The following is a 23953-nucleotide window of genomic DNA, read 5'->3' on the forward strand; positions in this document are numbered from 1 at the left end:
CAAACGAGAAAAGTGAGCAGGTAACAGAAATTAGTCTCTCTTTCTGTTGTCATCAGTCCGCGAAGACCGATGTCTCTCGATCCCTATTGGATTCAACTTTATTGAATTCAACCTTTTTGGTTTCAACATCGAATAGTAGCGGCGCCGTGTGTGACCGCTCGCTAACAACAAACTGGAGAACGTTATGAAAACACTGGCCGCAATACTGGTGACAGGTTTTGCAGTCATGCTTGGTGCCTGCGCCCACAGTCCGGTACAGGTGGAGATCAAGCCGCAGGTTGCGGTCGCGCCGGACAATATCGGTAGCGGTTATACCCTTTCTGCGCGTGGCACCAACCAGTTGGGTGGAGAAGGGCTCGGCTCGCTGGGTGGGATCTACGCGGACTCTTCCAATGTCACGCTGGCCAACAATATTGAGCGGGCGATGTCCGATGCGCTGTATCAGGGCTTTGAGTCGTGGTCATTCCGCGGTGTCGAAGGTGCGGGCGATGTGCAGGTTGTGGCCAATCTGACCGAGCTTACCTATAGCAGCCCGAATAAGCTGTACACCACCAAGGTAGATTCCGGTGCTGCGATTCAGCTGCAGGTGACGGTCAAGGGTGCGACCTTTTTCGGTAACTACAGCACCAGTGGCAAGGATCGAAACCTGATTAAGCCCAGCCAGGAAGAGGTAGAGAGCACGATTAATCAGCTGCTCAGCGCGACCTTGCAGCGGGCGTTTGAAGATGAAAAGCTGAAAGCATTCCTGCGCCAGCACCTGTGATAAGCTGGCCGAGTCGTTTGCATGCACTGTGTAAACAGCAAGTGTGACCGTGAAGGCCCATTGAACTGGATGTCCCTTGACTGAATTCGACCCCAATAACGCCACTTACCATGGCCTGCTCGATAATGCGGCGCCGGATCCGCTGCCCGATGGGCAGTTGACTGCCGCGGCGGCGGAGCTTGCGCTGGGTGAAGTGGCGGACGGCGTTGTGATTACCGATCGCTACGGCCGTATCCGCTACAGTAATCCGCTGGCCGGAGAGCTGTGTGGAAACCTGATGGGGTTGCTACCCGGGCAACAGCTTTCCGAGAGTCTTTCGCTACAGGGCGAACAGGGCGAGCCACTGGATCTGGCGTTGAGCAGTGGTGAGGGCGAAGAGGTGCCCAGCCGTCGCGAATTCCGCGCGTTCATTCGCCGCGACGAGGACCACCGCGGGGCTGAGGGCGAGCTGGTAGAGCTCAGTATCCAGATCCATAGTGTCAAAGAGGGCGTCAATCTGGAGGGTTATGTGCTGGTATTGCGGCACACTTCCGAAGCCCGCCGTATTTCCTCCCGCCTCAGCTGGCACAGTAGCCACGACGCCCTGACCCGCCTCCCCAATCGGCAGACTTTTGAACACACGCTGCAGCAGCTGCTGACCAGTGACACCGGTCCTCGCCAGCACCATATTCTTTTGTATCTCGACGTTTACCAGTTCAAGGTGGTGAACGACACGCTGGGCTACAGCGCCGGCGATGCGCTATTGATTGCACTTGCCGGTATTCTCACCCGCTGTCTTGGCAAAGGTGACCTGCTGGGCCGGGTTGGCAGTGACGAGTTTGCCCTGCTATTGCGCGACTGCACGCTGGAAGAAGCCAAACGTATTGTCACCCGCCTGCGGGAGGCGGTGAACGAGTTTGTGTTCGAGTGGGAGAGCAGTGAGACCCGCCCGGCGTTGTCGATCGGGGCGGTAAGTGTGGATGCCCATGCACCGCCCGCCAGCCAATTGTTGGCATCGGCCAATGACGCCTGTAGCGCGGCGCGGGATCAGGGGCGCAACCGGGTAAAATTTTTCGGGGATTCCCGCAAGGCGCTGGAGAAGCGTCGCGAGAGTACCTGGCTTGCGGAGATCCACGCGGCGATTCGCGAGGACCGCTTGATGCTGTATCGCCAGCCAGTGGTGGCGCTGCAGGAAAAAAACCGGGTGCACCATTACGAGGTGCTGGTGCGCATGCGCGGGCGCGATGGTGACGTGATTTCTCCGGGGCTGTTTTTACCGGCGGCGGAGCGCTACGGCATCATTGATGATGTGGATCGCTGGGTGATCCGCAAGATCTTTCACTATATGGCGCTGGAGCAGAGCAGTGGTTCCGGTGGTTTCCACTATGCGATCAATATCTCCGGGATCAGTCTCGGGGATGAGTACTTTGCGGATTTTGTGCTGCGCGAGTTGACGGAGGCCGGTGTGGCCCCGTCCCGGGTGCAGTTTGAAATTACCGAGACGAGTGCGATCAATAACCTGGACCGGGCGCTGATGTTTATTCACAAGCTGCGCGCGGCGGGTTGCAGTTTTGCCCTGGATGATTTTGGTCGCGGTGCCTCTTCGCTGGCGTACTTGCGTCAGTTGCCGGTGGATTATCTGAAGATCGATGGGTCCTTTGTGCGCAATATGCTGGAAGATGAGATCGACAGTGCGATGGTGAGTACCGTGGATCATCTGGCGAAGCGGATGGGGATCAGTACCATTGCAGAGTTTGCGGAGACGCCGGAGCTTTTGGAGAAGCTGCGGATGATGGGGGTGGATTATGCGCAGGGGTTCGGGATTGCCGCTGCTGCCTGTTTGCCTGAGATTAGTGGGCCGCGGCCTTCTTCTGTAAATTGACTCCTTCTGGGCCTTGGGTGGTTTTGAATTTCCTTTGGTGGTGGCCAAGCGCTGGGGGGGGGTTTTCAGGACTGTTGTGAACCCATCCTTGGGCGCTGTGGCGAAAACATCTTGTTGGAGACGCTCCGGAAACCCCTTACCTGCCGCTCGGCCTTCTCATCGGCTGTATGACTTCGTTGCCGAGTAATCTTTATCGCTTTTACGCGTTTGCCGTCTGTTCCAGCAGCTCCTTGTGCTGCTCCGGGCGCAGTCTCGGTCCATACTGACTCACCACCTGTGCCGCCGCGCGGCAGGCTAGCTCACCGGCTTCGGCAAAATGCATTCCACGATTGATTCCGAACAGGAAGGCGCCTGCGAACATGTCGCCGGCGCCGTTGGTGTCGATGGCCTTTACCCTGGGGCTGGCGACGCGGGTTTCCTGTTCGCCGTCCCACATCAGTGCGCCGTCGGCGCCGAGGGTGATGGCGAAGGCTTTGCAGGAATTGCGCAGGGTCTGGGCGGCTTCTTCGAGGGATTCGGTGTTGCAGTATTTGAGGGCTTCTTCGCGGTTGCAGAACAGCAGGTCGACGCCACCGCCGATCATTTCTTTGAGGCCGTCGTGGAACAGTTGCACCATCATGGGGTCGGATAGGCTCAGGGCGGTTTTTACGCCCCCGGCTTCGGCCTGTTCGCGCAGGGCGATGGCGGCGGCGCGGCCGGTGGGGGAGGAGACGAGGTAGCCTTCGATGTAAGCCCACTTGGATTGTGCCAGGGCCTCGCTGTCGAGCTCACTGACGGAGAGGTCGGCGCTGATGCCCAGGTAGGTGTTCATGCTGCGCTCGGCGTCTGGGGTGATGAGCACCAGGCATTTGCCGGTGGTGCCGCTGTCGGCGCTGTTTAATACCTGCGGGTAGGCGACGCCGGCGGCGGCGAGGTTGTCGCGGTAGAAGGTGCCGTTGTCGTCGCTGGCGACTTTGCAGGAATAGAAGGTGCTGAGACCGAAGTAGCTTGCGCCGATAATGGTGTTGGCGCCGGAGCCACCGCAGGCGTGGCTGGCGGTGACCAGGTGGTTTTTGAGATCGTCGACCAGCTGCTGCTGGCGGCTGTCATCCACCAGGGTCATTACGCCCTTGTCTACCCCGAGCGTCTGCAGGTCACTATCGGTGACTTCGATTTCCGTATCGAGCAGGGCTGCGCCGATGCCGTAGAGTTCGTACTTGTGTGCGGGGTTTTGCATGGGGTAGAGCGTCCGTAATGCTTGCCTGAATATTCTTGATTGGGCGCATTATGGCGGCCAGCCGGTGCAGTGCAAGTTTGCCGGCACTCGTCGGCGCTGCAGGGTGGGGTGAAATGGCGACGGTTCGACGGTCGTTGGCGCGCCGTGACCCGCCGGGTTTGACTTGTGCGCGGCCGACCTTATAAATGCCCGCTATAACAGCTTGAGGCACGCCCGAAACAGGCGGATTTGCCCAGGCCCGATGTACTTGTTACTCCATTTCTTTTTCTGATCGTATTCCGGATTTCTATGCCAGCGAAACAACGCCGCTCCAATAGCAAACGTACCAATCGCAGTGAGGGACGCCTTGGCCGCTGGATCAAGCGGCTCAGTCTGCTCGCCCTGCTGGGTGTTCTGGTGCTTGCGGGGTACATGGTGTGGCTCGATATGCAGCTGCGCGAGCGCCTCGATAGTCGCCAGTATCAGTTGCCTGCGCGGGTGTTCGCCCGTCCGCTGGTACTGAAAGAGGGCATGGTGATGCGCCCGGACGAGCTGGAGGCGGAGTTTGCGGCGCTCAATTACAAGAAGGTGCCGTCGATTGATGAACCCGGCCAGTGGCAGCGGGACGGCATGGAGTACGTGGTGTGGCGGCGGGACTTTATCCATGCCGACAAGCGCGAGCAGGCCGCCAGGGTACGCTTTCGCCTGCGCAATGACGAGCTGAGTGGACTGCGTGACGAAAGCGGTGCGACGATCAAGGAATTCCGCCTGGATGCCGCTCCCATCGGCACACTGCTCGGTGGCGGCGATGACCGCACGCCGGTGCGGATCGAGGAAATTCCGCCGTTGTTGGGGGCAACCCTGATCGCGGTGGAAGACCAGGATTTTGCCCATCATTTTGGCGTCTCCCCCCGCGGTATTGCCCGCGCCATGGTGGCCAACTTCAAGGCCGGCGGTGTGGTGCAGGGCGGCTCTACGATCACCCAGCAGCTGGTGAAAAATATATTCTTCGACCACAAGCCCAGCCTGTGGCGGAAGTTTAACGAAGCGCTGATGGCGATCCTGATGGAGATCCATTACGACAAGGCCTATATCCTGCAGGAGTACATCAACGAGGTCTGGTTGGGGCAGCAGGGCAGTCGCGCCATTTACGGCTTTGGACTGGCCGCTGAATTCTATTTCCACAAACCCCTGAATCAATTGGAGCCCCATCAGATCGCACTGCTGGTGGGGCTGGCCAAGGGTGCGTCCTATTACAACCCCTGGCGGCACCCCAAGCGCGCGCTGGAGCGCCGCAACACCGTGCTGGATGTGATGCAGGAGCAGGGTTTGATCAGCGCCGAGGATCTCGCGCGGCTGAAGAAAAAGCCGCTGGAAGTGGCCACTGTCGGCGCGGCGGCCCAGAACCCTTATCCGGCGTTTACCGAGCGTCTGCTGGAAGAGCTGCGTCCCTATTACTCGGTGGAGGAGCTGCGCACCGCAGGCCTGCGGGTGTACACCACTCTGTCGCCCTCGGTTCAGCAGCTTGCGGAAGACGCCATCAGCGATGGCGCGACCAAGCTGGAGAAGGATCGCGGGATCAAGGCGGATTCCCTGCAGGGCGCCACGGTCATTCTGGAAAACCACAGCGGCAATGTGCTCGCCATGGTCGGCGACCGCCGGCCCCACTACCCGGGCTTTAACCGCGCCCTCGAGGCGCGCCGTCAAGTTGGATCACTGATCAAGCCGGCGGTGTATCTGACCGCCCTGGAGCGCGCTCACGAATACAACCTGGGTACCCTGATCGACGATGCGCCGCTTCGCGAGGTTGGTGATGATGGCCAGGTGTGGATGCCGGCCAACTTCAATAACCGCAGCCACGGTCAGGTGCCGCTGTATGTGGCACTGTCCCGTTCCTACAACCAGGCCACCGCGCGTCTGGGGTTGGACCTCGGGATTGAGAACGTGCGCCAGACGATCCGTCGCCTGGGGGTGCAGGCGAGCCTGCCGCGGGTGCCATCGCTGTTTCTGGGGGCGGTTGAATTGACACCCTATGAGGTGGCCGGGATGTACCAGACCATGGCCAACGGTGGTGAGCATGTGCAGCCGCGCACCTTGTTGGCGGTGTCCGATGCCGAGGGTGCGCAGGTACAGCGCTTTCGTCCCAAGACCAATCGCGGCGTGGACAAAGTCCCAATCTACCTGCTGCGCTACGGTCTGGAGCAGGTCATGCGTGAGGGGACCGGCAAAAGTGCCTACCGCCGCCTGCCCAACAGTGTGCCCTTTGCCGGCAAGACGGGAACGACGAACGACTATCGGGACAGCTGGTTTGCCGGCTTCAGTCCGGGCGTGACAGCGGTGGTATGGTTGGGCCGGGATGACAACGAGCGCACCAGTCTCACCGGCGCCACCGGTGCGCTGAATATCTGGACCGAGATCATGCGCCAGCTACCCCATCGTCACGGCCGCATCCAGGCGCCGCGCGGGGTGGAGTGGAAGCCCATCAATGAGAAAGGCGAGTATATGGACCCGCGCCACTGCCAGGGCGGGCGCGAGGTGCCGATTTCCACCGAGAGCCGGCTGGTCACGGATCCGCGCTGCGAGCGCCGAGGATGGTTCCGCAACTGGTTTGATCGGGACGATGAAAATGTGGCGCCGCGAGAGGACATGACGCCCGGCTGGGGGATTGACCCGGAGCAGCAGCGCCGGGAGCGCCAGCAGAAAGAGCAGCAGGAGCGTGAGCGCCAGTTGCGCGAGCAGCTCGACCGCGAAGGGCAGCCGGTGCCCCAGCAGCCGCAGCAATACCCACCCCAGCAGCGCATTCCGCAGACGGAAGCGGAGCGCTTGCAGCGCCTGGAGGAGTCCGGCCGCCTGCAGGAGCAGCGCTATCTGGAGGAGGAGCGTCGCGCGCAGGAAGAGCGGCGTCAGCTCGAGCAGCGCCTGCAGGAACAGGAGCGCCGCCGCGGTGCGCCTGTGGAAGACGCCCAGCCCTGGCCGCCGCAGGAGGAGGACGATCAGTGGCCCTGATCCGGCCAATATGATCGCGTCACCCGGTCGATTACAGGATTTCGTACTGGCCTTATACGCAGACGATCGTTCATAATCTTTCGCCGGTAACGATTCCAAATCCGTCAGACGATGCAGTATCGATTCGACAATTTTATTCTGGATATGGCGCACCTTCGCCTGACCGCAGATGGTCAGAGCGTGGATGCGGATGCGCGCCAGTTGCAATTGTTGGCGTTGTTGATTGCTGCTTATCCCGAATGCTGTGCGCGGCAGTCCCTGCTGGAACAGCTGTGGCCAGATACCGTGGTATCCCAGTGGTCGCTGGGGCGGTTGGTTTCCGACACTCGTAAACGGTTTCGTGAGTTGGGTTACAGCGGTGAGTTGATCCAGACCCAACACGGGCGAGGCTACCGTTTGTCGCCCGAGGTCGCGGAGCAGTTACACCGGATTGAGCCCGTCGCAGAACCCGGTCCGGCACTTGCGTCAGCCCCGGAAAAGTTGGCGGAACTCGCGCCGTCCTCTGAAGCGGACCCCATCCGTGAGCCGGCCGCTGCGCTGGAGTCCCCACCGCGGGGGCGCAGCGGAGTGCTTTCCGGAGCCCGTGACCGCAGTTTCTGGCGGCTTTTTTCCGCGGTCGCGGTGGTGGTGGTTGTCACCGCACTGGTGGTGTATCTGATCACCGCGCGCCGAATTCCCGACGATGGGGCGCCGCTGGTTATTGGCGAGGCACCGGACGTGCGCGGGCGAATCCTTTGGGTGGATGACAACCCGGACAACAACCTCAGTGAGCGCAGTCACTTCGAGTCAAAAAATATTGCGATTTACCTGGCGACCAATACCGAGGACGCCATGACCCTGCTGTCCATGTATCGCTACGACGCGGTGATCTCGGACATGGGCCGCGGCAGCGAGCCTCTCGCCGGGTTCAAATTGATGGAGCGCATCCGCAGCAAGCGCGACCATACCCCCTATTTTCTCTACACCATAATGCCGTCGGAAACCCAGCGACAGCTGGTTCATCAGCGCGGCGGAAATGGTGTGGCGGTGACCGCCGAAGAGCTGTATCAGATGGTGCTTCCCCTGTTTGAGGCGGATCCTGCTCCCGTCTCCAGCCCACTGTGATTAGTCCCAAATAGCACGGGAGTCAGCGCGGGCTTGGTGATTTTTTGTCCGTTCGCAATCTCTCTGTTTTGCCCCTCCAATACCCTGAGACCCCCGTCATTTCTTGTGTTCACAAGTATTCACAAGCTTTCAAAGACCTCCGGCCAGCTCGCTGGCTACATTAGCCCCATTGATCCTCTGGAGCCACCCCACGCGGGTGAGGCTATTCGGCAAAGACCGGAAACCGGGGGAGCTCGAGAATTTAAAGCTGGTGTTTTGAGCCACGGCTTGATGGCCGGGTTTCAGTGCAATGGACGGGGGAGTCATGTTGGGGTCAGGACTTGGGGCGGTGCTGTTGAGGGCTGGGGAAGCATCCGGTGAAAAAAGTGCGGCTGGTGTTGCGCAGGCACCGGGCGCCGTCGATGTCGGGCCGGCGCCAGTGCGGACACTGGAAACAGCGCAAAACGATGCTGTGGTTGCGCGGGAAGGTGCCCCGTTCAGCCGGCGGGAGCGCCAGGTGCTGGAGCAAGTTGCCAGTGGTGCCACCAGTGCCGAAATTGCAGAGCGGTTGCACATTTCTATTCATACGGTCAAAAACCACCGCAAGAGTATTCTGCGCAAAGCGGGCTGCCGCAACTCGGGCCAGCTGGTGTCCCGCTGCGCGGCACTGGGCCTGATCTGATACCGGGCAGTCTCAAGGGCAAAGTAGGTACCGCAGAGAGGTTCCGGGGATTTGGTATTAGATACCAGGATCGAGGGGCCGGCTGCCACATCGTACGGCCTCGGCCCCTGACGCTTTTCTCCTAGGCCATCACCGCTGCAGCAGCTTCGCGGCCTCTTCTGCAAAATAGCTCAGCACCCCGTCTGCCCCGGCGCGCTTGAACGCGAGCAGGGACTCGAGAATCACCGCTTCGCGATTGAGCCAGCCATTTTCAAACGCCGCGCAATGCATGGCGTACTCACCGCTCACCTGGTAGGCAAAGGTGGGCACCTTCAGTTCGTCTTTCACCCGACGCACGATGTCGAGATAGGGCATGCCTGGCTTCACCATGATCATGTCTGCCCCTTCCGCCAGATCCAGCGCGCATTCGTGCAGAGCCTCGTCGCCGTTGGCCGGGTCCATCTGGTAGCTGAACTTATTGGCGCCCTTCAGGTTGCCAGCAGAACCCACCGCATCGCGAAACGGCCCGTAATAGCTGGATGCATATTTTGCGGCGTAGGACATGATCTGGGTATTCACATGGCCATCGCGCTCCAGCGCGGTGCGCACGGCACCGATGCGCCCGTCCATCATGTCGGAAGGTGCCACCACATCGGCGCCCGCTTCCGCATGGGACAGCGCCTGCTGTACCAGCACTTCCACAGTGTCGTCATTGACGATATAGCCGGCGTCGTTCATCAGCCCGTCCTGGCCGTGACTGGTGAACGGGTCCAGGGCTACGTCGGTGATGACACCCAGTTCTGGAGCGGCATCTTTGAGCGCGCGCACCGCGCGCTGGGCCAGCCCGTCCTTGTCGTAGGCGGCGCGGGCGTCGTCGGATTTTGCCGAGGGGTCTACCACCGGGAACAGCGCCACCGCGGGAATACCCAGTTGCACCAGCGCTTTGGCCTTGGCGGTGAGCAGGTCCACGGTCAGTCGCTCCACCCCGGGCATGGAGGCCACTTGCTGGGTTTCACCGCGGCCCTCAATCACGAACAGCGGCAGTATCAGGTCGTCGGTGCTCAGGCGATTTTCCCGTACCAGGCGGCGGGAAAACTCGCTGGCGCGCAGGCGGCGCGGGCGGCTGTGGGGATAGGGGCCGCGATGGGAACTGAAACTCATGTTGTGGGCACTCCGAAAATTGGATGGGCAGGGCGCGACTTGGTGATTGCGCCTGCTCGACAGGCGCGCATGATAGCAAACACCAGAACACGGGTTTCACTGGCACGGGTTTCACTGAGCACGGGTTTCACTCACGTCGGTCTTTGAGGTGCTCCACCAGCACGCGCCCCGCGGCGGCAATATGCCGCTCAAGCAGCGCGCATGCCGGAGCGAAGTCTCTCTGCTGTAGCAAATCGAGCAGTTGATGATGCTCCCGCTGGCTGGTGGCCTGGTAATCGAGAGTGCGATTCTGATAGCCGATGTAACGTTCGCACTGGCGCTGTAGCTGTTCCACGGTGTTAAACAGCGCAACCCGAGCAGCGGCGCGGTATAGCGTGGTGTGGAATTGCCAGTTGCGCTGGCCCAGCGCGGCCGCGTCGAGTGCCGGGTTCCGATCCATGGCATCGAGGATGTCCCGCGCCCGCCCGAGTATCTCGCCGCTGAGGTTCGGTGCCGCGCGCTCCAGTAGCAGAGGTTCCAGGTGCATACGCATCAGGTACAGGTCTTCCGCTTCCTGCCGGTCCAGCACCGGCACGGCCACGCCCCGTTTGCCGTGTTCGCACAACCAGCCTTCCGCTTTTAATCGCGCCAGGGTGTCCCGCACCGGGATGCGGCTGACACCGTAGCGCTCCGCGATCTCCGTCTGTTTGAGTGGGGTTCCGGGGGAAAAATGCCCCCGTTGCAGGTCTTGTTTGAGTTGCTGGTAAAGATCCATTACCGCCCCCGCTGCAACAGCCAGTGGCAAGTGAGGCCGCCCGCGAGCCCCCAAAACGCGGAACCGATTCCGAAAAAGCTGACTCCGGAAGCGGTAATCAGCAGGGTGACCAGCGCGGCCTCGCGACTGTCGGCGTCCGCAGTGGCGCCGGCAAGACTTGTGCCGATCACTCCGATTAGTGCCAGCCCGGCGACACCGGCGATCATCGCATGGGGGAGTGCCGCAAACAGCATCACCACGCTTGCACCAAACAGTGCCGTCAGCAGGTAAAACACGCCCGCAGCGATGCCGGCAATATAGCGCCGTCCGGGATCGGGGTGTGCCTCTGGGCCGGTGCAGATGGCGGCGGAAATGGCCGCGAAATTAAACGCAAAGCCGCCGAATGGTGCCAGTACCAGCGCGGCCAGCCCGGTGCCTCCCACCACGGGTGACACGGGGACCCCGGAATAGCCGCTGGCGCGCAGGATGGCGACCCCCGGTAGATTCTGTGAGGTCATGGTGACGATAAACAGCGGCAGTCCCACACCCAGCAATACCGCCGGGTTAAACACCGGCGCCACCCACTGCAGTTGGCCAAAGGACCAGTTCAGTTGCTCTGTGTGAATTTCCCCGAGTAGCCAGCTGGCGCCAAAGCCCACGGCCAACACCAGTGGGATGCAGTAGCGCGGTAGCCAGCGCCGTCCCAGCAGGTAAGTGAGCAGCATCGCGCCCACCAGTGCAGGGCTGGCCTGCAGGGAGGTGAAGATAGAGAGCCCAAACTGCAGCAGAATCCCCGCGAGCATGGCGCTGGCCAGGGGTAGTGGCACCCGCGCCGCAATCCGCTCGAAAGCGCCGGAGACTCCCAGAACCAATGTGAGCACGGCGCTGAACAGGAAGGCCCCAACCGCCTCGGGCAGGGAAACCCCGTGCAGGCTGGTTATCAGCAGTGCGGCCCCGGGGGTGGACCAGGCGGTAACCACCGGCGCGCGGTAATACCAGGAAAAGCCGATGCAGGTGAGGCCCATACCGAGGCCGAGGGCCCCGATCCACGAGACCATTTGTGCCTCGCTGGCGCCGGCAGCCTCAGCCGCCTGCAGCACGATGGCAACGGAGCTGGCAAAGCCCACCAGCACGGCGGCAAAGCCCGCACTGATGGCGGACAGCGTGGTATCGGCTTTGAGAGAGCGCTGCGCGACCTGCTCCATAAAATGTATACCTAATTGGAAATGTATACATTTTTGATCAGGTGAGGATCGGGCGCAACAGGGACTTGCGTGAAAAGCCGTTGCTGCTCCGCCACCGCTTGAGTCGGGTCGCGGAGCAGCAGTGTGGTCAGTCGAGGCGGGCAAACACGCGTCGCGCGGCGGCGATGGTGTTGTCGATATCTTCATCGCTGTGGGCGGCGGACATGAACCCGGCTTCGTAGGAGGCCGGTGCCAGGTATACGCCCTCTTCCAGCATGCCGTGGAAGAAGCGGTTGAAGCGCTCGGTGTCACAGGCCATGACCTGCTGGTAGTTACTGACCTTATCCGCGTCGGTAAAGAAGAAGCCGAACATGCTGCCCACCTTGTTGGCGGTGAGCGGGATACCCGCCTCTTTGGCTGCGGCCAGTACGCCATCTACCAGGCGATCGGTCTTCGCGGTGAGTTCGTCGTAAAGGTTTTCTTTCTGGATCAACTGCAGGGTCTCGAGGCCCGCCACCATGGCCATGGGGTTCCCGGACAGTGTACCCGCCTGGTACACCGGACCCAGCGGCGCGATCTTTTCCATGATTTCACGCTTGCCACCGAAGGCGCCCACCGGCATACCGCCACCGATCACCTTGCCGAGGGTGGTGATGTCGGCTTCGATACCGTAGTGGCCCTGAGCGCCGGTCAGGCTGACGCGGAAGCCGGTCATCACCTCATCCAGAATCAGTACCGCACCGGACTGGTCGCAGACCTCGCGCAGGGTTTCCAGAAAGCCCGGCAGTGGTGGAATGCAGTTCATATTGCCCGCCACCGGCTCGACGATGATGCAGGCGATCTGGTCGCCGATCTCGGCGAAACACTTTTTCACACCTTCGATATCGTTGTAGGTGAGCGTGATTGTGTGGTCGGCGAGCGCTGCGGGGACACCGGGGGAAGAGGGTACGCCCATGGTGAGTGCGCCGGACCCGGCTTTGACTAGCAGCGAGTCCGAGTGGCCGTGGTAGCAGCCTTCGAATTTCACGATCTTGTCGCGCCCGGTGTGGCCGCGGGCCAGGCGGATGGCGCTCATGGTGGCCTCGGTACCGGAGTTGACGAAGCGCACCAGGTCCATATTCGGCCATACGCGGCACAGCTCTTCCGCCAGCTCGGTTTCCAGCTCGGTGGGGGCGCCGAAGCTCAAACCGGACTGTGCCTGCTCAACCACCGCGTCGATCACATCCGGGTGCGCGTGGCCGAGAACCATTGGGCCCCAGGACTGCACGTAATCGATGTAGCGCTTTTCGTCGGCGTCGTACAGGTAGGCGCCCTCGGCGCGCTCAATAAATACCGGAGTGCCACCCACTGCGCGGAAGGCGCGCACCGGCGAGTTGACACCGCCGGGGATGACTTTCTGGGCTTCGGCAAAGAGGGATTCGGATTTGCTCATAGAAATACGGACACCGGATTTGAAAGTGTGAAGGGAATTCGGGATCGGAAATTGAGCCGTATTATCGGCGGCGTCGCCATCGGTCGCAAACCGGATGGCGAATTATCCACTGGGCGGGGCCGGGAGGCTTTCGATCAGTCCTTGCAGGTCCAGAACAACCGGTTGGGGACCGGGCGCCCCATTCCCAGGCGGCGGCTGTCGGCGATGGCGCTCCAGGTGAACTGCTGGCTGCGATTGACCGCCTCCAACATGGTGAGGCCGTGGGCGATGTGGCAGGCGATGGCGGTGGTCAGTGTGCCACAGGCTCCGTAGGCTGCCGGAGGGAGTCGCTGCCAGCGGAATTCACGCACCAGGCCGCGCACGTCGTAGAGGCGGTTTTCCAGTTGTTGATCACAGGCGGGTACGCCGGTGAGCAACAGGTAGCGGCAGCCGGTTTCCAGTAGCTCCTGGGCCTGGGCATCGTGCACATCGGCCTCGCCGGCCATGGCGCGGGCTTCGCGTCGGTTGGGGGCTACCAGGGTGGCCAGCGGCAACAGCAGGTCACTCATGGCTTTCCACAGAGGGGGCGCCAGCAGGCTTTCTTTGTCGGCGAGGGTCGCATCGGGGTCGATGATCAGCGGGATATCCGGGTAGTCCCGCAGCACACTGTGCAGCGCGTGGACATTTTCTACCGAGCCCAGGTAACCGATTTTGATCGCGGCCACCGGCATATCCTCAAGTACCGCGCGGGCCTGCTCCACCAGCAGGCTGTCGTCCACCGGTGCCACTCCCGCCAATTCACTGGTATCGCCCACGGTGATTGCCGATACCACGGAGGCGCAGTGGCACCCCAGGCTTGCAGCGGTTTCCGTATCGGCGGCAATACCGGCACTACCACTGGGGTCGTGGTGAGTGACGGTGAGGACAATAGGCTGGCGTGTATCCATGGGCGTTTGGGAACTCCTCGCAGATTTCCTAATTCTAGCCGGGGCCGCTGTGGCCGGGTGGCCTGGCGCGCCCCTGTCGCGGTGGATTGGCCCCTGGGAGGCCGGTTTAGAATGGCTTCACCACCGCAAGAATCACAATGGCCAGCAGTGCCAGTACCGGGAGTTCATTGAAGATGCGGAAATAACGACCGCTCTTGGTCACGGTGCCCGCGGCAAACTTTTTCACATAGCTGCCACAGATATGGTGGTAGCCGACCAGCAGCACCACCAGCGTCAGCTTGGCGTGTAGCCAGCCGGCAGCCCTCATGTATTCGGGGTTGTAGGACTGATTGATGTAAATCAGCCAGATGCCAAACGCCAGGGTGGCAAGCATAGACGGAGTGGCAATACCCCGGTACAGGCGGCGCTCCATGATCTTGAATCGATCCCTGCTTACCGAATCGGTAGCGTCGATGTGATAGACGAACAGCCGCGGCAGGTAAAACAGTGCGGCAAACCAGCAGACCATTGAGATGATGTGAAAGGCTTTTACCCAAAGCATCGAAGCTCCTTTTCCGGAGGAATACCGGTTTAATCGATAGTGCAGTTCGTCGTTCGGCGTTCTCAGAGAGGTTTATTGCCGGTAATAATGTTCTATGTGTTGCGGCAGGATGATACCCGCCACATCGCTGTTCAGTACACCCGGGCTTCCCTGGTCGTAATCGCGCCCCACGTAAAGGGCACCCGCGCCGCGTTTCTCCAGTTCCTGCTGGGCCTCCAGCAGGGTGGCTCGCCAGCTCAGCGGTGCCAGCTGCAGACGCTCCCCGGGCAGGCGCAGCAGGTCAATTTTCTCTGCTTCGCTCTGCTCCGGTTCACCTTCTTCCCCTTCCTTTTTCGGCCGCTGCAGGAAGTTCGCCAGATCCGCCGTGCGCAGGGCCTGAGCGCCGTTTTCTCCATCCACCAGTAGCCATGCGGGCTGCTGGTGGATCAGCCGTTCTGCCTGGCTGCGCGCGAGAAGTTGCGGTGTGACGGTCACTGCCCGCTCCATGGCGCCAGCAACCCCCACGCGGCTGAGCATTTGCGCGCGCCATGAGGGGGTGCCGCTTTTCCCGAGGGCGCGCAGGGATTCCTGATATATGCCTTCGGTGGAAAACAGCTGGCGGCTCACCAGGCAGGCCACCACGATGGTCATCATGGCGGGAAACAAGACGTTGGGGTTGTAGGTAAGCTCGAGTATTGCCAGCAGCGCGGCGAGCGGCGCATTGAGAAGCGCTGCCATCATCGCCGCCATTCCCACCATGGCATAGAGCCCGGGGCTGGCGGTAGCAGCACCGAGCCAGAGGTTGGCCAGGTGGCCGGCGGCACCGCCAATGCAGGCGCCGAGAATCAGGCTGGGACCGATTACCCCGCCGGGGATGCCAAGGCCCGTGGCCAGCGCGGTGGCGGTGAGTTTCGCGAGGACGATGGCGGAGAGGGTGGCGATGCCCAGTTGCCCGAGCATGGCCATTTCCAGGGTGTCGTAGCCGGTACCCAGTATCTGTGGCACCCAGAGTGCGAGCACACCGGTGGCAACGCCGGCTGCTGCAAATCGCCACAGTGGGTGGACGCGCAATTGCAGGGGTAACAGTCGGCGCTGGCTGACAATAAACAGGGCGGCGAGCGCACCAACCACCAGCGCGCAAAAGAACAGGATGGGCAGTTCCGCCAGGGACTGTAGCTGCGAGGCGGGTACACTGAACGCCGCCTGGTGACCGAAGGCAAGGCGGGTCGCCGCACTACCGCTGACTGCGGCGATCATCACCGGTAAAAAGCCCGCAACCGTGTATTCGAGCATCACCACTTCCATGGCGAAGATAACCCCTGCCAGCGGCGTGTTGAACGAGGCGGCGATCGCCGCGGCCACCCCGCAAGCGAGCAGGGTGCGCAGGGCGTTGTTTGGCAATCGCAAACGGTGTGCGACCCAGCTGCCGCTGGCGGCGCCCAGATGCACCGAAGGCCCCTCGCGACCAATGGACTGGCCACTCAGCAGAGCGAGGGATCCGGCAAAAAACTGCAGCAGAGCATTCTTTACTGGCATCTTGCCCTGATGGTTGTGCAGCCGGTCGAGTACGTGCACTACCCCAACCGGGCGCCCGGAAGGCGCAACCCAGTGGAAAATGATCCCGAGCAGGATGGCGCCGCCGAATGGCAGCAGGAAGCGCCAAAGCGGTGGCAGGGATTCAAAATCTTCCAGGCGCGGCAGGTACAGGATCGCCGGGCCCTCACTCAGCTGTCTGAAGCCGATCACTACAAGCCCCGCGCAGATACCAATCACCAGTGCCAGGAGCACCAGTAGCGACAGTGCTTTTTGCGCGGAAAGATCGAGCTGCAGTCGGTCCAGCAGTCGCGGGCGAGGGCTCTGGAGCGGAGGGGCGGATGGGCTGGTAGGAGGCTTCGACTGCGTTCGGCGCCGCACGGTTAATCCTTTAATCTGGGTGGCTTATGGTAGAGTGCACGGCTCAGTATACAGGGGGCATCAGCCGGCAACAGGCGGCCCCGGCAAGGATTGAAACCCGCAGGCAGGTTAAAGGAGCAGATTTGTGAGTGTCATCAAAGCGGCGATCGTAGGTGGAACAGGATATACCGGTGTAGAGCTGCTGCGCCTGCTGTCTGGCCACAATGGGGTGGAAGTGCGCGCGATCACTTCCCGAGCCGAGTCGGGCACTTCCGTGACGGAACTCTTTCCCAGCCTGCGCGGTCACTATGACCTGAAATTTACCGCCCCCGATGTGGACGAACTGGCGGCCTGTGACGTGGTGTTTTTTGCCACGCCGCATGGAGTGGCTCAGGCTCAGGTGCCAGAGCTGATTGCTCGCGGAGTGCGGGTGATCGATCTGTCGGCGGACTTTCGCCTGCAGGATATTCCCACCTGGGAAAAGTGGTACGGCCAGCAGCATGGTTGCCCCGAACTTGCCGCCGCGGCGGTGTATGGCCTGCCCGAGGTAAACCGCGCACAGATCGCTGGTGCTCAGTTAATCGCTTGCCCCGGTTGTTACCCCACTGCGATTCAGCTCGGGTTCCTGCCGTTGCTGGAGTCAGGGTTGGTGGAAACGACCGGTCTGGTTGCCAACGCGGCCAGTGGTGCCAGTGGAGCCGGTCGCCAGGGCAAAACCGATTTGCTGTTCGCCGAGAACAACGACAGCTTCCGGGCATACGCTGCCGGCGGTCACCGCCACCTGCCAGAAATCGAGCAGGGGCTTGGGCGCGCCGCAGGCGGCCCGGTCGAACTGACCTTTGTGCCACACCTGCTGCCCATGGTTCGCGGTATTCACGCCACGCTGTATGCGAAACTAAAGGACTCGTCAGCCGCCGCTTCCGCGCAGGCAGCCCTGCAGGCACAGTTTGAGCAGCGCTACGCCTCCGAGCCGTTTGTGGACGTGATGCCGGCAGGCAGCCACCCGCAGACCCGCAGCGTGAAGGGAACCAATGTGTGCCGCCTGTCGGTGATGCGGCCACAGGACCGCGATACTGTGGTTGTCTTGTCGGTCATCGATAATCTCGCCAAAGGGGCGTCGGCGCAGGCAATCCAGAACATGAATATCATGTTTGGTTTAAATGAGAACCAGGGGCTAGAGAGCCCGGCACTGCTGCCTTAGAATCAAAGGCAGAACGAAAACAAGAAATCAGACGACAACAAAACGACTCAAACTCATGGCGCGCAAAGTCAAAGGCAGCAAACAGTACCGCATGAAGGTGGTGCCTCACCGGCCCATCCACGGCGTTTTTTCCGCGCTGGGGGTGAGCCTGCTGGTGTTGTCCACCAGTGCCGGTGCCTTTTTCGCCGGTCAGTATCAGCTGAGCAAGAGTCTGGACGAGAAGACCCGGGCCCACGCGCGGATGCTCGACGAGGTGGATCGCCTGCGGGCGGACATCGAGACCTTGCGCGTGCGCGCCACTACAGCCGAACAGTCGGTTGCAATCGGCGAGCAGGCCAGCGAGTCGGTACGCGCAGAACTGGTGTCGAAGGACAACCAGATTGCGGAGCTGCGCCAGGAAATTTCCTTTTACCGCGGCATTATGGCGCCGACCGAAGGTAGCGATGGCGTGTCGATTGGCCGTTTCAGTATTTCCGAGTCCGGCGATCGACGCTACCAGTACAAGTTGTTGGTGCAGCAATCTGCGGCCCGTCACCAGCTTGTGACTGGGGCAGTGCGATTCACCATTGTCGGACAGTCAGGGGGGGAGGCCCGCCGCTACGCCCTGTCGGACCTGTCATCTCAGGTGGATAGTGAGTCTATTCCCCTGCGATTCAAGTATTTTCAGAATATTGAGGGAGAGTTGCAGTTGCCGGAAGGCTTTGTGCCGGAAGGCGTGGAACTGTCGCTCAAATCCAGTAAGCGCAAAGGTTTCAGTATTGATCAGCGCTATGGCTGGCTGGTACAGCAGAGCTGACTCGCTGATGGCGTGTGTGCGCCGGTGGAGGTTTTGGTGCGATAGGCCACACTTAACTCCATACAATTCATGAGGTTTCGGTTGAATTATGTTGAAAAAGAAAGAGAAAACTATGGCTAGCACTGGTGGCAACAGCACAACCCTGATCGCCCGTCACACCGAAGTGACCGGTGACCTGCATTTTCGCGGCAACCTGGTGGTTGAGGGCAAGGTGAAAGGAAATATCAGTGCCCACAGCGACACTGACGCACGACTGCAGGTTGTCGACGGTGGCACTATTGAGGGGGAAATTCGTGTCCCCAATGTGGTGGTCAACGGCAATGTGAAGGGCGATGTGCATGCCAGCGGTCACCTGGAGCTGGCCTCCAAGGCGATGGTTGAGGGCAATGTGCATTACAAGCTGATCGAAATGGTCAAAGGCGCCCAGGTGAACGGCTCCCTGGTATCCAATGTGGAAGTGGATACTGCCGATGAGACCCGTATGCTGGGCTACAACTCTGAAGAAGTAATTACCGACGCAGAGTGATCTTATCGGGCCAGTGGGTGAAGTCCGGTTGGTGAAGCCTGGTCAATGGGTCAATACTTGACCCGTTTGCTGGGTTTTATCCATAATGCGCCCCGTCAGCACCCGCAATTGGGTGGGGGCTGCAAACTGTGTTGAGAAAGTTCTATGTCCGAAGCTGTTTCCTTTTCACCCGAGCCGATCCAGGTGACCGAGCAGGCCGTTGCCAAGGTAAAGGGCTTGCTGGAAGAGGAAGGCAATCCTGAGCTGAAGTTGCGGGTATTCGTGACTGGTGGCGGTTGCTCCGGCTTCCAGTACGGGTTTACCTTTGATGAGCTGGTGGCGGAAGACGACGCGATCGTCGAAAAAGACGGGATTCAGGTCCTGGTAGATGCCATGAGCTACCCGTATCTGGTAGGTGCCAGCGTAGACTACGAAGAGGGACTGTCCGGTTCCCGCTTTGTGGTGCAGAACCCGAATGCATCCTCCACCTGTGGTTGCGGCTCGTCCTTCTCCATCTGAGGCGTTTCTGCCGCTTGATTCCCGTGCCGCTCAGGCCGGGAATATTCCTCCCAGAATGGTTTCCTTTGCTGCTCCGGTCACTGCGGGGCAGTTCCCGCTGAGGCCTTGCATGGTCTGGTGTGCCAGCCAGGCAAATCCAGCACCTTCTACCCAGTCCGCATCAATCCCGTAGTGATCGGTTGGCGATACCGTCCAGGTAGGCAGGCGTCGGCGCAACCGCTCCATCAGGTCGCTATTACGCGCTCCGCCACCGCACACCAGAAGCTCACCGCCGCGCGCAAATTCATGCACGCCGTTGGCAATGGTTGCCGCGGTAACCTCCGCGAGTGTGGCCTGCACGTCGGCCGGGGTCACTTCGAGCCCGGCACTGGCGCGCTCCAGCCAGCTGGGATTAAAGGCTTCCCGGCCGGTACTCTTGGGCGCCGGTGCGGCAAAGAAGGGGTCGTTCAGTAGCCGGTTGAGCAGCTCGGGGTGCGGGTTACCGCTGGCGGCCCAGGCGCCGTCGGCGTCGTAAGCTTTGCCTTTGTGCAATTTTACCCAGTAATCCAGCAGTGCATTGCCCGGCCCGGTGTCGTATCCACGTACGCCACCCGAAGCGGCCAGCTCGGTGATATTGGCCATTCCGCCGATGTTCACGACCGCTCGATCGCGGTCGGTGCGAAATACGGCGTTGTGAAAGGCGGGCATCAGTGGTGCACCCTGCCCCCCCAGCGCCATATCCCGGCGGCGGAAATCCGCAACCGTGGTAATGCCTGTAATGGCTGCGATGGTGTTTGGGTCGCCAAGCTGGAGGGAGAAGGGAGTGGAAACTGCACCTGGCGGGCGGTGGCGGACCGTCTGGCCGTGACTGCCAATGGCCCGAACCGCCTCCGGTTTGATGTTGGCCTGTCGTAACACTTCCAGGGTGGCGGAGGCAAACTCTTCGCCCAGCTGCCGATCCAGCTGTCCTGCCCGATCCAGCTCGGAAGGTCCGGGAGCACACAGCGCGAGAATAGCTTCGCGCATTCCCGTGGATATCGGATGTCCTATTGCCGCGCGAGTCTGGCAATGCAAGCCGTTTCCTGTATCAGAATCCGATTCGGTGAACTCCACCAGCACCGCGTCGATACAGTCGACACTGGTGCCGGACATCAGGCCAATATAAAGATCCGTCATTCAGTTTACGGAGTCCTTTTCGTCGTCGGCCTGCGCCAGGGCGGGCTGCTCAAAACGTTCAAGCTGAGCAATCAGCGGTTGGGTTTGTGCCAGGAATCGGTCCATCTCCGAGCTGGCTACCGCTTTGGCTTTGGGCAGCTTGCGCACAATAGTGGCCGGGTTGCGGTGGCGGCCGTCTACCAGAAATTCATAGTGCAGGTGCGGGCCAGTGGCGTAACCCGTTGAACCCACGGTACCGATTACCTGGCGTTGCTTGACCCGTTGACCGCGCTTCACGTGGCGTTTGTTCAGGTGCAGGTAGCGGGTGATATAGCGCTCACCGTGCTGGATAAATACATAGTTACCGTTGGCTTTGCTGTAACCCGCCTTGATCACGCGACCGTCGCCGGCGGAGTACACAGGAGTGCCGCGGGGGGCTGCATAGTCGGTGCCGTTGTGTGGACGTCGGGTCTTGAATATGGGGTGCAGGCGGCGCGGGTTGAAATGGGAACTGATACGGCCGATATCCACTGGAGTTCGAATGAACGCCTTGCGCATGCTCTTGCCGTCGGGGGTGTAGTAATTGATGTCGCCATTGCTGTCGATATAGCGCACCGCGCTGAAGGTTTTCCCCTGGTTGGTAAAGGTAACGGCCTGGATAGCGCCATTACCGATTTTCTCACCGTCGAGAAATTCTTCGTCAAAAATCACGCTGAACTTGTCGCCCTTGCGAATATCCAGTGCGAAGTCGATGTCTGAGCCGAAGATGTCGGCCATTTCCATAATGAGGTTATTGCTCAGGCCTGCTTTGCTGCCGTCAACAAACAGGGAGCTCTGGATTTCCGCCTGGCGAAATGCGGTATAGCGTTCTGGGTCGCGCTGGTGCAGCGCGTATTTGTACTCGTCGGAGCTGTCGCGACTGAATTCGACCTTGCTGAGGCGGTCGCGGTGTAACTCGAGGGTCTGCAGGCTGCCGTCGCCATCGATCTGGAACGTGAGCTCTTCGCCCGGTACCAGCTTGGCCAGTTGCTTGGCTTCTTTGCCGCTGGCGAGCAGCTGGTACATCTCGGCACTGCTGATTCCGGCGCGCTGGAACAGATCGGAGAGGGTGTCACCATTGCGTACGGTCTCCTGAACCACGCGCAGCCCCTCCATTACGCTGGGGCTTTCCATTGGCACCGCCACGGAAGTTTCGGGTGCTGCCGGTGCTGGCTGCTCGGTGGTTTCCGGCAGGCTCAGGGTGACTGGCAGCGCGGTGCGCTTGGCTTCCACTTCCGGAGGGGAAACAAACAGCGCGAGCGCCAGTGCGAAACTCGCCGCTCCGGCTGCCAGAGCGTGGGTACGCGGGAAGTGCTTGCCCATAGCGCCCAGCAGGCGCGGGTTTTTGCGTCGATTTTGCATGGTTCTATATAGACGTAGCGCTGATTGTGATTGTTGTGTAGTTCTGGTTCTGGAGCCGATGGCGCGCAAGTTGCCGCCTAAAAAACGAACACCGGGGCGACTTTATAACAAAATTACCGCCTTGGTTCACGGGATAATTGACCTGTCTTTCCATGATTCGGTTCCTCGCTTCCGGGAGAAAGTCAGCCGTAAAGGTGCTTTTGCGTTGTGCATGCGTGGGATGGGTCGGGCACATCGTCGAGCCGGTCGTGACTGCCTGGATCCGCTTGTATTTGCTGCTGGATTCGGTACATTTGCAGCCCAATTTTTCGCCGCCGAAACCCACATCCGCGGCAATCAAATAGCTCAATCTGAATTTACCGCAAGGGGATACCATGGCCGGAGTGGATGCGACACTGCTGGACGATCTCACCCGCCGCGGGTTGGTCAATCAGGCCACCGGCGACGGAGAACTGGAACAGCACCTGGCAGAAGCAAGTCGCACACTGTATTGCGGCTTCGACCCCACGGCAGATTCCCTGCATATAGGCAGTCTAGTCCCGCTGCTGACACTCAAGAGGTTTCAGACGGCAGGACATAGACCGATTGCTCTGGTTGGCGGCGCAACCGGCCTGATTGGCGACCCTTCCTTCAAGGCACAGGAGCGCTCGCTGAATACGCCGGACGTTGTTTCCAGCTGGGTGGAGAAGATCAAGGCGCAGGTCAGCGCGTTCGTAGATTTTGAGTCTGGCGACAATAGTGGCCTGGTAGCCAACAACCTCGATTGGACCCGGGACCTGAATGTCCTCGACTTCCTGCGGGACGTCGGCAAACACTTCTCCGTCAACAATATGGTGAACAAGGAGTCTGTAAAGCAGCGGATCCAGCGGGAAGGTGAGGGCATCTCGTTTACCGAGTTCGCGTACATCCTGCTGCAGTCCATGGACTTCTCCGAGCTCTACAAGCGACACGACTGTACCCTGCAAATTGGTGGATCCGATCAGTGGGGCAATATTACCGGTGGTGTGGATCTGACCCGTCGCCAGCATCGCGGCAAGGTGTTCGGTTTGACCCTTCCGTTGGTTACCAAAGCCGATGGCACCAAATTCGGCAAAACCGAAAGTGGCACCATCTGGCTGGACCCGAAGCGCACCTCTCCCTACGCCTTCTACCAGTTCTGGCTGAATACGGCGGATGCGGATGCGTACAAATTTCTCAAGTACTTCACCTTTATCAGTGTCGACGCCATCGATGCGCTTGAAAAGGCAGATGCCGAGCGTGCCGGTAAGCCGGAAGCCCAGAGCGTGCTGGCAACTGAAGTTACGCGTCTCGTGCATGGCGAAGAAGGGCTGGCCGCGGCAGAGCGAATCTCGCAGGCACTGTTCTCCGGTGGTATCGACGACCTGTCCCAGGGGGATCTCGAGCAGCTGCGCCTTGATGGTTTGCCCAGTTCAGAGCTCCCGGCGGCATTCGCAGACCAGAGCCTGATCCAGTTATTGGTGGATGCGGGATTGGCGCCGTCCGGTAAGCCGGTAAAGGATGCCCTCGGGCGAAATGCTGTGCTGGTGAATGGCGAGAGCGTTGGCTTGCAGAGTAACGGCGAGCCGGCGGGTGTCTTCACTGCTGCTCGCGCACTGCACGGCAAGTACTTCATTGTTCGACTGGGCAAAAAGAAGTACCACCTTTTCTACATGGCGGGCTGATTGAAATTTAGCGAAAAAGAGCGTGAAAAATCTTTTTTACAGTTTTGTCATAAAAGTGCTTGCGTGACCTCCGGCAGGCTCGTATAGTTCGCGCCCTCACCGCTGCGGGGGCAGCCCCGAAGCGCGGTGAGCTGGCAAGATAACTGATTGATTTTCAAAGAGTTTTCTCTAAATAAGAAAATCAAAAAGTACTTGCCAAGGTCGAAGAGGTCGCTATAATGCGCGCCACTTCAGCGGTCACCCAGGGCGGTGGTCGAGAGGCCAGAAAGCGTTGATTTATAACGGTTTCGCGCTTCA

The 23953-nt window shown here is 60.5% G+C and carries 20 protein-coding genes; 10 read left to right on the forward strand and 10 right to left on the reverse strand.

Features of this window, described 5'->3' with window-relative positions; genetic code table 11:
* The first annotated feature begins 184 nt into the window (after nucleotides 1-184).
* Both ACXAG1_RS15615 and ACXAG1_RS15620 read left to right on the forward strand, forming a co-directional pair.
* Nucleotides 185-763: a YajG family lipoprotein gene (locus ACXAG1_RS15615; RefSeq protein ID WP_475090907.1), complete on the forward strand. Its 579-nt coding sequence runs from the start codon at nucleotides 185-187 to the stop codon at nucleotides 761-763.
* Nucleotides 764-839: 76 nt separating this feature from the next.
* Nucleotides 840-2624 (forward strand): EAL domain-containing protein, encoded by a 1785-nt coding sequence (locus ACXAG1_RS15620; RefSeq protein ID WP_475090905.1) that lies wholly within the window; start codon nucleotides 840-842, stop codon nucleotides 2622-2624.
* A gap of 199 nt (nucleotides 2625-2823) precedes the next feature.
* On the opposite strand, the gene ACXAG1_RS15625 is transcribed toward ACXAG1_RS15620, so the two are convergent.
* Nucleotides 2824-3840, reverse strand: coding sequence for an adenosine kinase (locus tag ACXAG1_RS15625; protein WP_475120210.1), 1017 nt, complete (start codon nucleotides 3838-3840; stop codon nucleotides 2824-2826).
* 288 nt (nucleotides 3841-4128) lie between these two features.
* Here ACXAG1_RS15625 and mrcB point away from each other — a divergent pair, with 288 nt between their 5' ends.
* From mrcB to ACXAG1_RS15640, 3 genes are all read left to right on the forward strand, one after another.
* A complete protein-coding gene (mrcB, locus tag ACXAG1_RS15630) occupies nucleotides 4129-6825 on the forward strand; it encodes a penicillin-binding protein 1B (RefSeq protein WP_475120211.1) in 2697 nt (898 codons plus the stop codon).
* A gap of 111 nt (nucleotides 6826-6936) precedes the next feature.
* Entirely contained in the window at nucleotides 6937-7929 is a 993-nt protein-coding gene (locus ACXAG1_RS15635; RefSeq protein WP_475120212.1) for a winged helix-turn-helix domain-containing protein, read from the forward strand.
* 304 nt (nucleotides 7930-8233) lie between these two features.
* Nucleotides 8234-8590: a response regulator transcription factor gene (locus ACXAG1_RS15640; RefSeq protein ID WP_475090898.1), complete on the forward strand. Its 357-nt coding sequence runs from the start codon at nucleotides 8234-8236 to the stop codon at nucleotides 8588-8590.
* 129 nt (nucleotides 8591-8719) lie between these two features.
* Here ACXAG1_RS15640 and hemB read toward each other — a convergent pair whose 3' ends face one another.
* From hemB to ACXAG1_RS15675, 7 genes are all read right to left on the reverse strand, one after another.
* Nucleotides 8720-9730 (reverse strand): porphobilinogen synthase, encoded by a 1011-nt coding sequence (gene hemB, locus ACXAG1_RS15645; RefSeq protein ID WP_475120213.1) that lies wholly within the window; start codon nucleotides 9728-9730, stop codon nucleotides 8720-8722.
* 127 nt (nucleotides 9731-9857) lie between these two features.
* Nucleotides 9858-10484 carry a GntR family transcriptional regulator gene (locus ACXAG1_RS15650; protein WP_475120214.1) on the reverse strand — a complete coding sequence of 209 codons (627 nt, stop codon included), beginning with the start codon at nucleotides 10482-10484 and terminating at the stop codon, nucleotides 9858-9860.
* Nucleotides 10484-11668 (reverse strand): benzoate/H(+) symporter BenE family transporter, encoded by a 1185-nt coding sequence (locus tag ACXAG1_RS15655; protein WP_475120215.1) that lies wholly within the window; start codon nucleotides 11666-11668, stop codon nucleotides 10484-10486. Before ACXAG1_RS15655 ends, ACXAG1_RS15650 begins: the two co-directional genes overlap by 1 nt.
* Nucleotides 11669-11795: 127 nt before the next feature.
* Nucleotides 11796-13079 (reverse strand): glutamate-1-semialdehyde 2,1-aminomutase, encoded by a 1284-nt coding sequence (hemL, locus tag ACXAG1_RS15660; RefSeq protein WP_475090892.1) that lies wholly within the window; start codon nucleotides 13077-13079, stop codon nucleotides 11796-11798.
* 134 nt (nucleotides 13080-13213) lie between these two features.
* On the reverse strand, nucleotides 13214-14005 hold the full coding sequence (thiD, locus tag ACXAG1_RS15665) for a bifunctional hydroxymethylpyrimidine kinase/phosphomethylpyrimidine kinase (protein ID WP_475090890.1): 792 nt from the start codon (nucleotides 14003-14005) through the stop codon (nucleotides 13214-13216).
* A gap of 106 nt (nucleotides 14006-14111) precedes the next feature.
* Entirely contained in the window at nucleotides 14112-14546 is a 435-nt protein-coding gene (gene hemJ, locus ACXAG1_RS15670) for a protoporphyrinogen oxidase HemJ (protein ID WP_475120216.1), read from the reverse strand.
* Between the two features lie 72 nt (nucleotides 14547-14618).
* Nucleotides 14619-16439, reverse strand: coding sequence for a chloride channel protein (locus tag ACXAG1_RS15675; protein ID WP_475120217.1), 1821 nt, complete (start codon nucleotides 16437-16439; stop codon nucleotides 14619-14621).
* 124 nt (nucleotides 16440-16563) lie between these two features.
* On the opposite strand from ACXAG1_RS15675, the gene argC reads away from it, so the two are divergent.
* The 4 genes from argC to erpA all read left to right on the forward strand — a co-directional run bounded on the left by argC (nucleotide 16564) and on the right by erpA (nucleotide 19439).
* Nucleotides 16564-17619, forward strand: a complete 1056-nt coding sequence (gene argC, locus ACXAG1_RS15680) for an N-acetyl-gamma-glutamyl-phosphate reductase (protein ID WP_475090887.1) — start codon at nucleotides 16564-16566, stop codon at nucleotides 17617-17619.
* Nucleotides 17620-17674: 55 nt separating this feature from the next.
* The gene (locus ACXAG1_RS15685; protein WP_475120218.1) at nucleotides 17675-18415 is read left to right on the forward strand and encodes a DUF6776 family protein; all 741 of its coding nucleotides are present in this window, start codon (nucleotides 17675-17677) and stop codon (nucleotides 18413-18415) included.
* 112 nt (nucleotides 18416-18527) lie between these two features.
* Nucleotides 18528-18941, forward strand: coding sequence for a bactofilin family protein (locus ACXAG1_RS15690; protein ID WP_475090886.1), 414 nt, complete (start codon nucleotides 18528-18530; stop codon nucleotides 18939-18941).
* A gap of 144 nt (nucleotides 18942-19085) precedes the next feature.
* Nucleotides 19086-19439 carry an iron-sulfur cluster insertion protein ErpA gene (gene erpA, locus ACXAG1_RS15695; RefSeq protein WP_043320216.1) on the forward strand — a complete coding sequence of 118 codons (354 nt, stop codon included), beginning with the start codon at nucleotides 19086-19088 and terminating at the stop codon, nucleotides 19437-19439.
* 30 nt (nucleotides 19440-19469) lie between these two features.
* On the opposite strand, the gene ACXAG1_RS15700 is transcribed toward erpA, so the two are convergent.
* Nucleotides 19470-20594 (reverse strand): anhydro-N-acetylmuramic acid kinase, encoded by a 1125-nt coding sequence (locus ACXAG1_RS15700; protein ID WP_475120219.1) that lies wholly within the window; start codon nucleotides 20592-20594, stop codon nucleotides 19470-19472.
* On the reverse strand, nucleotides 20595-21974 hold the full coding sequence (locus ACXAG1_RS15705) for a peptidoglycan DD-metalloendopeptidase family protein (protein WP_475090883.1): 1380 nt from the start codon (nucleotides 21972-21974) through the stop codon (nucleotides 20595-20597).
* A 374-nt stretch (nucleotides 21975-22348) separates the two neighbouring features.
* On the opposite strand from ACXAG1_RS15705, the gene tyrS reads away from it, so the two are divergent.
* Entirely contained in the window at nucleotides 22349-23656 is a 1308-nt protein-coding gene (tyrS, locus tag ACXAG1_RS15710; RefSeq protein WP_475120220.1) for a tyrosine--tRNA ligase, read from the forward strand.
* The last annotated feature ends 297 nt before the right edge of the window (nucleotides 23657-23953 follow it).

The organism is Microbulbifer sp. ABE4_465 (genome assembly GCF_056160765.1).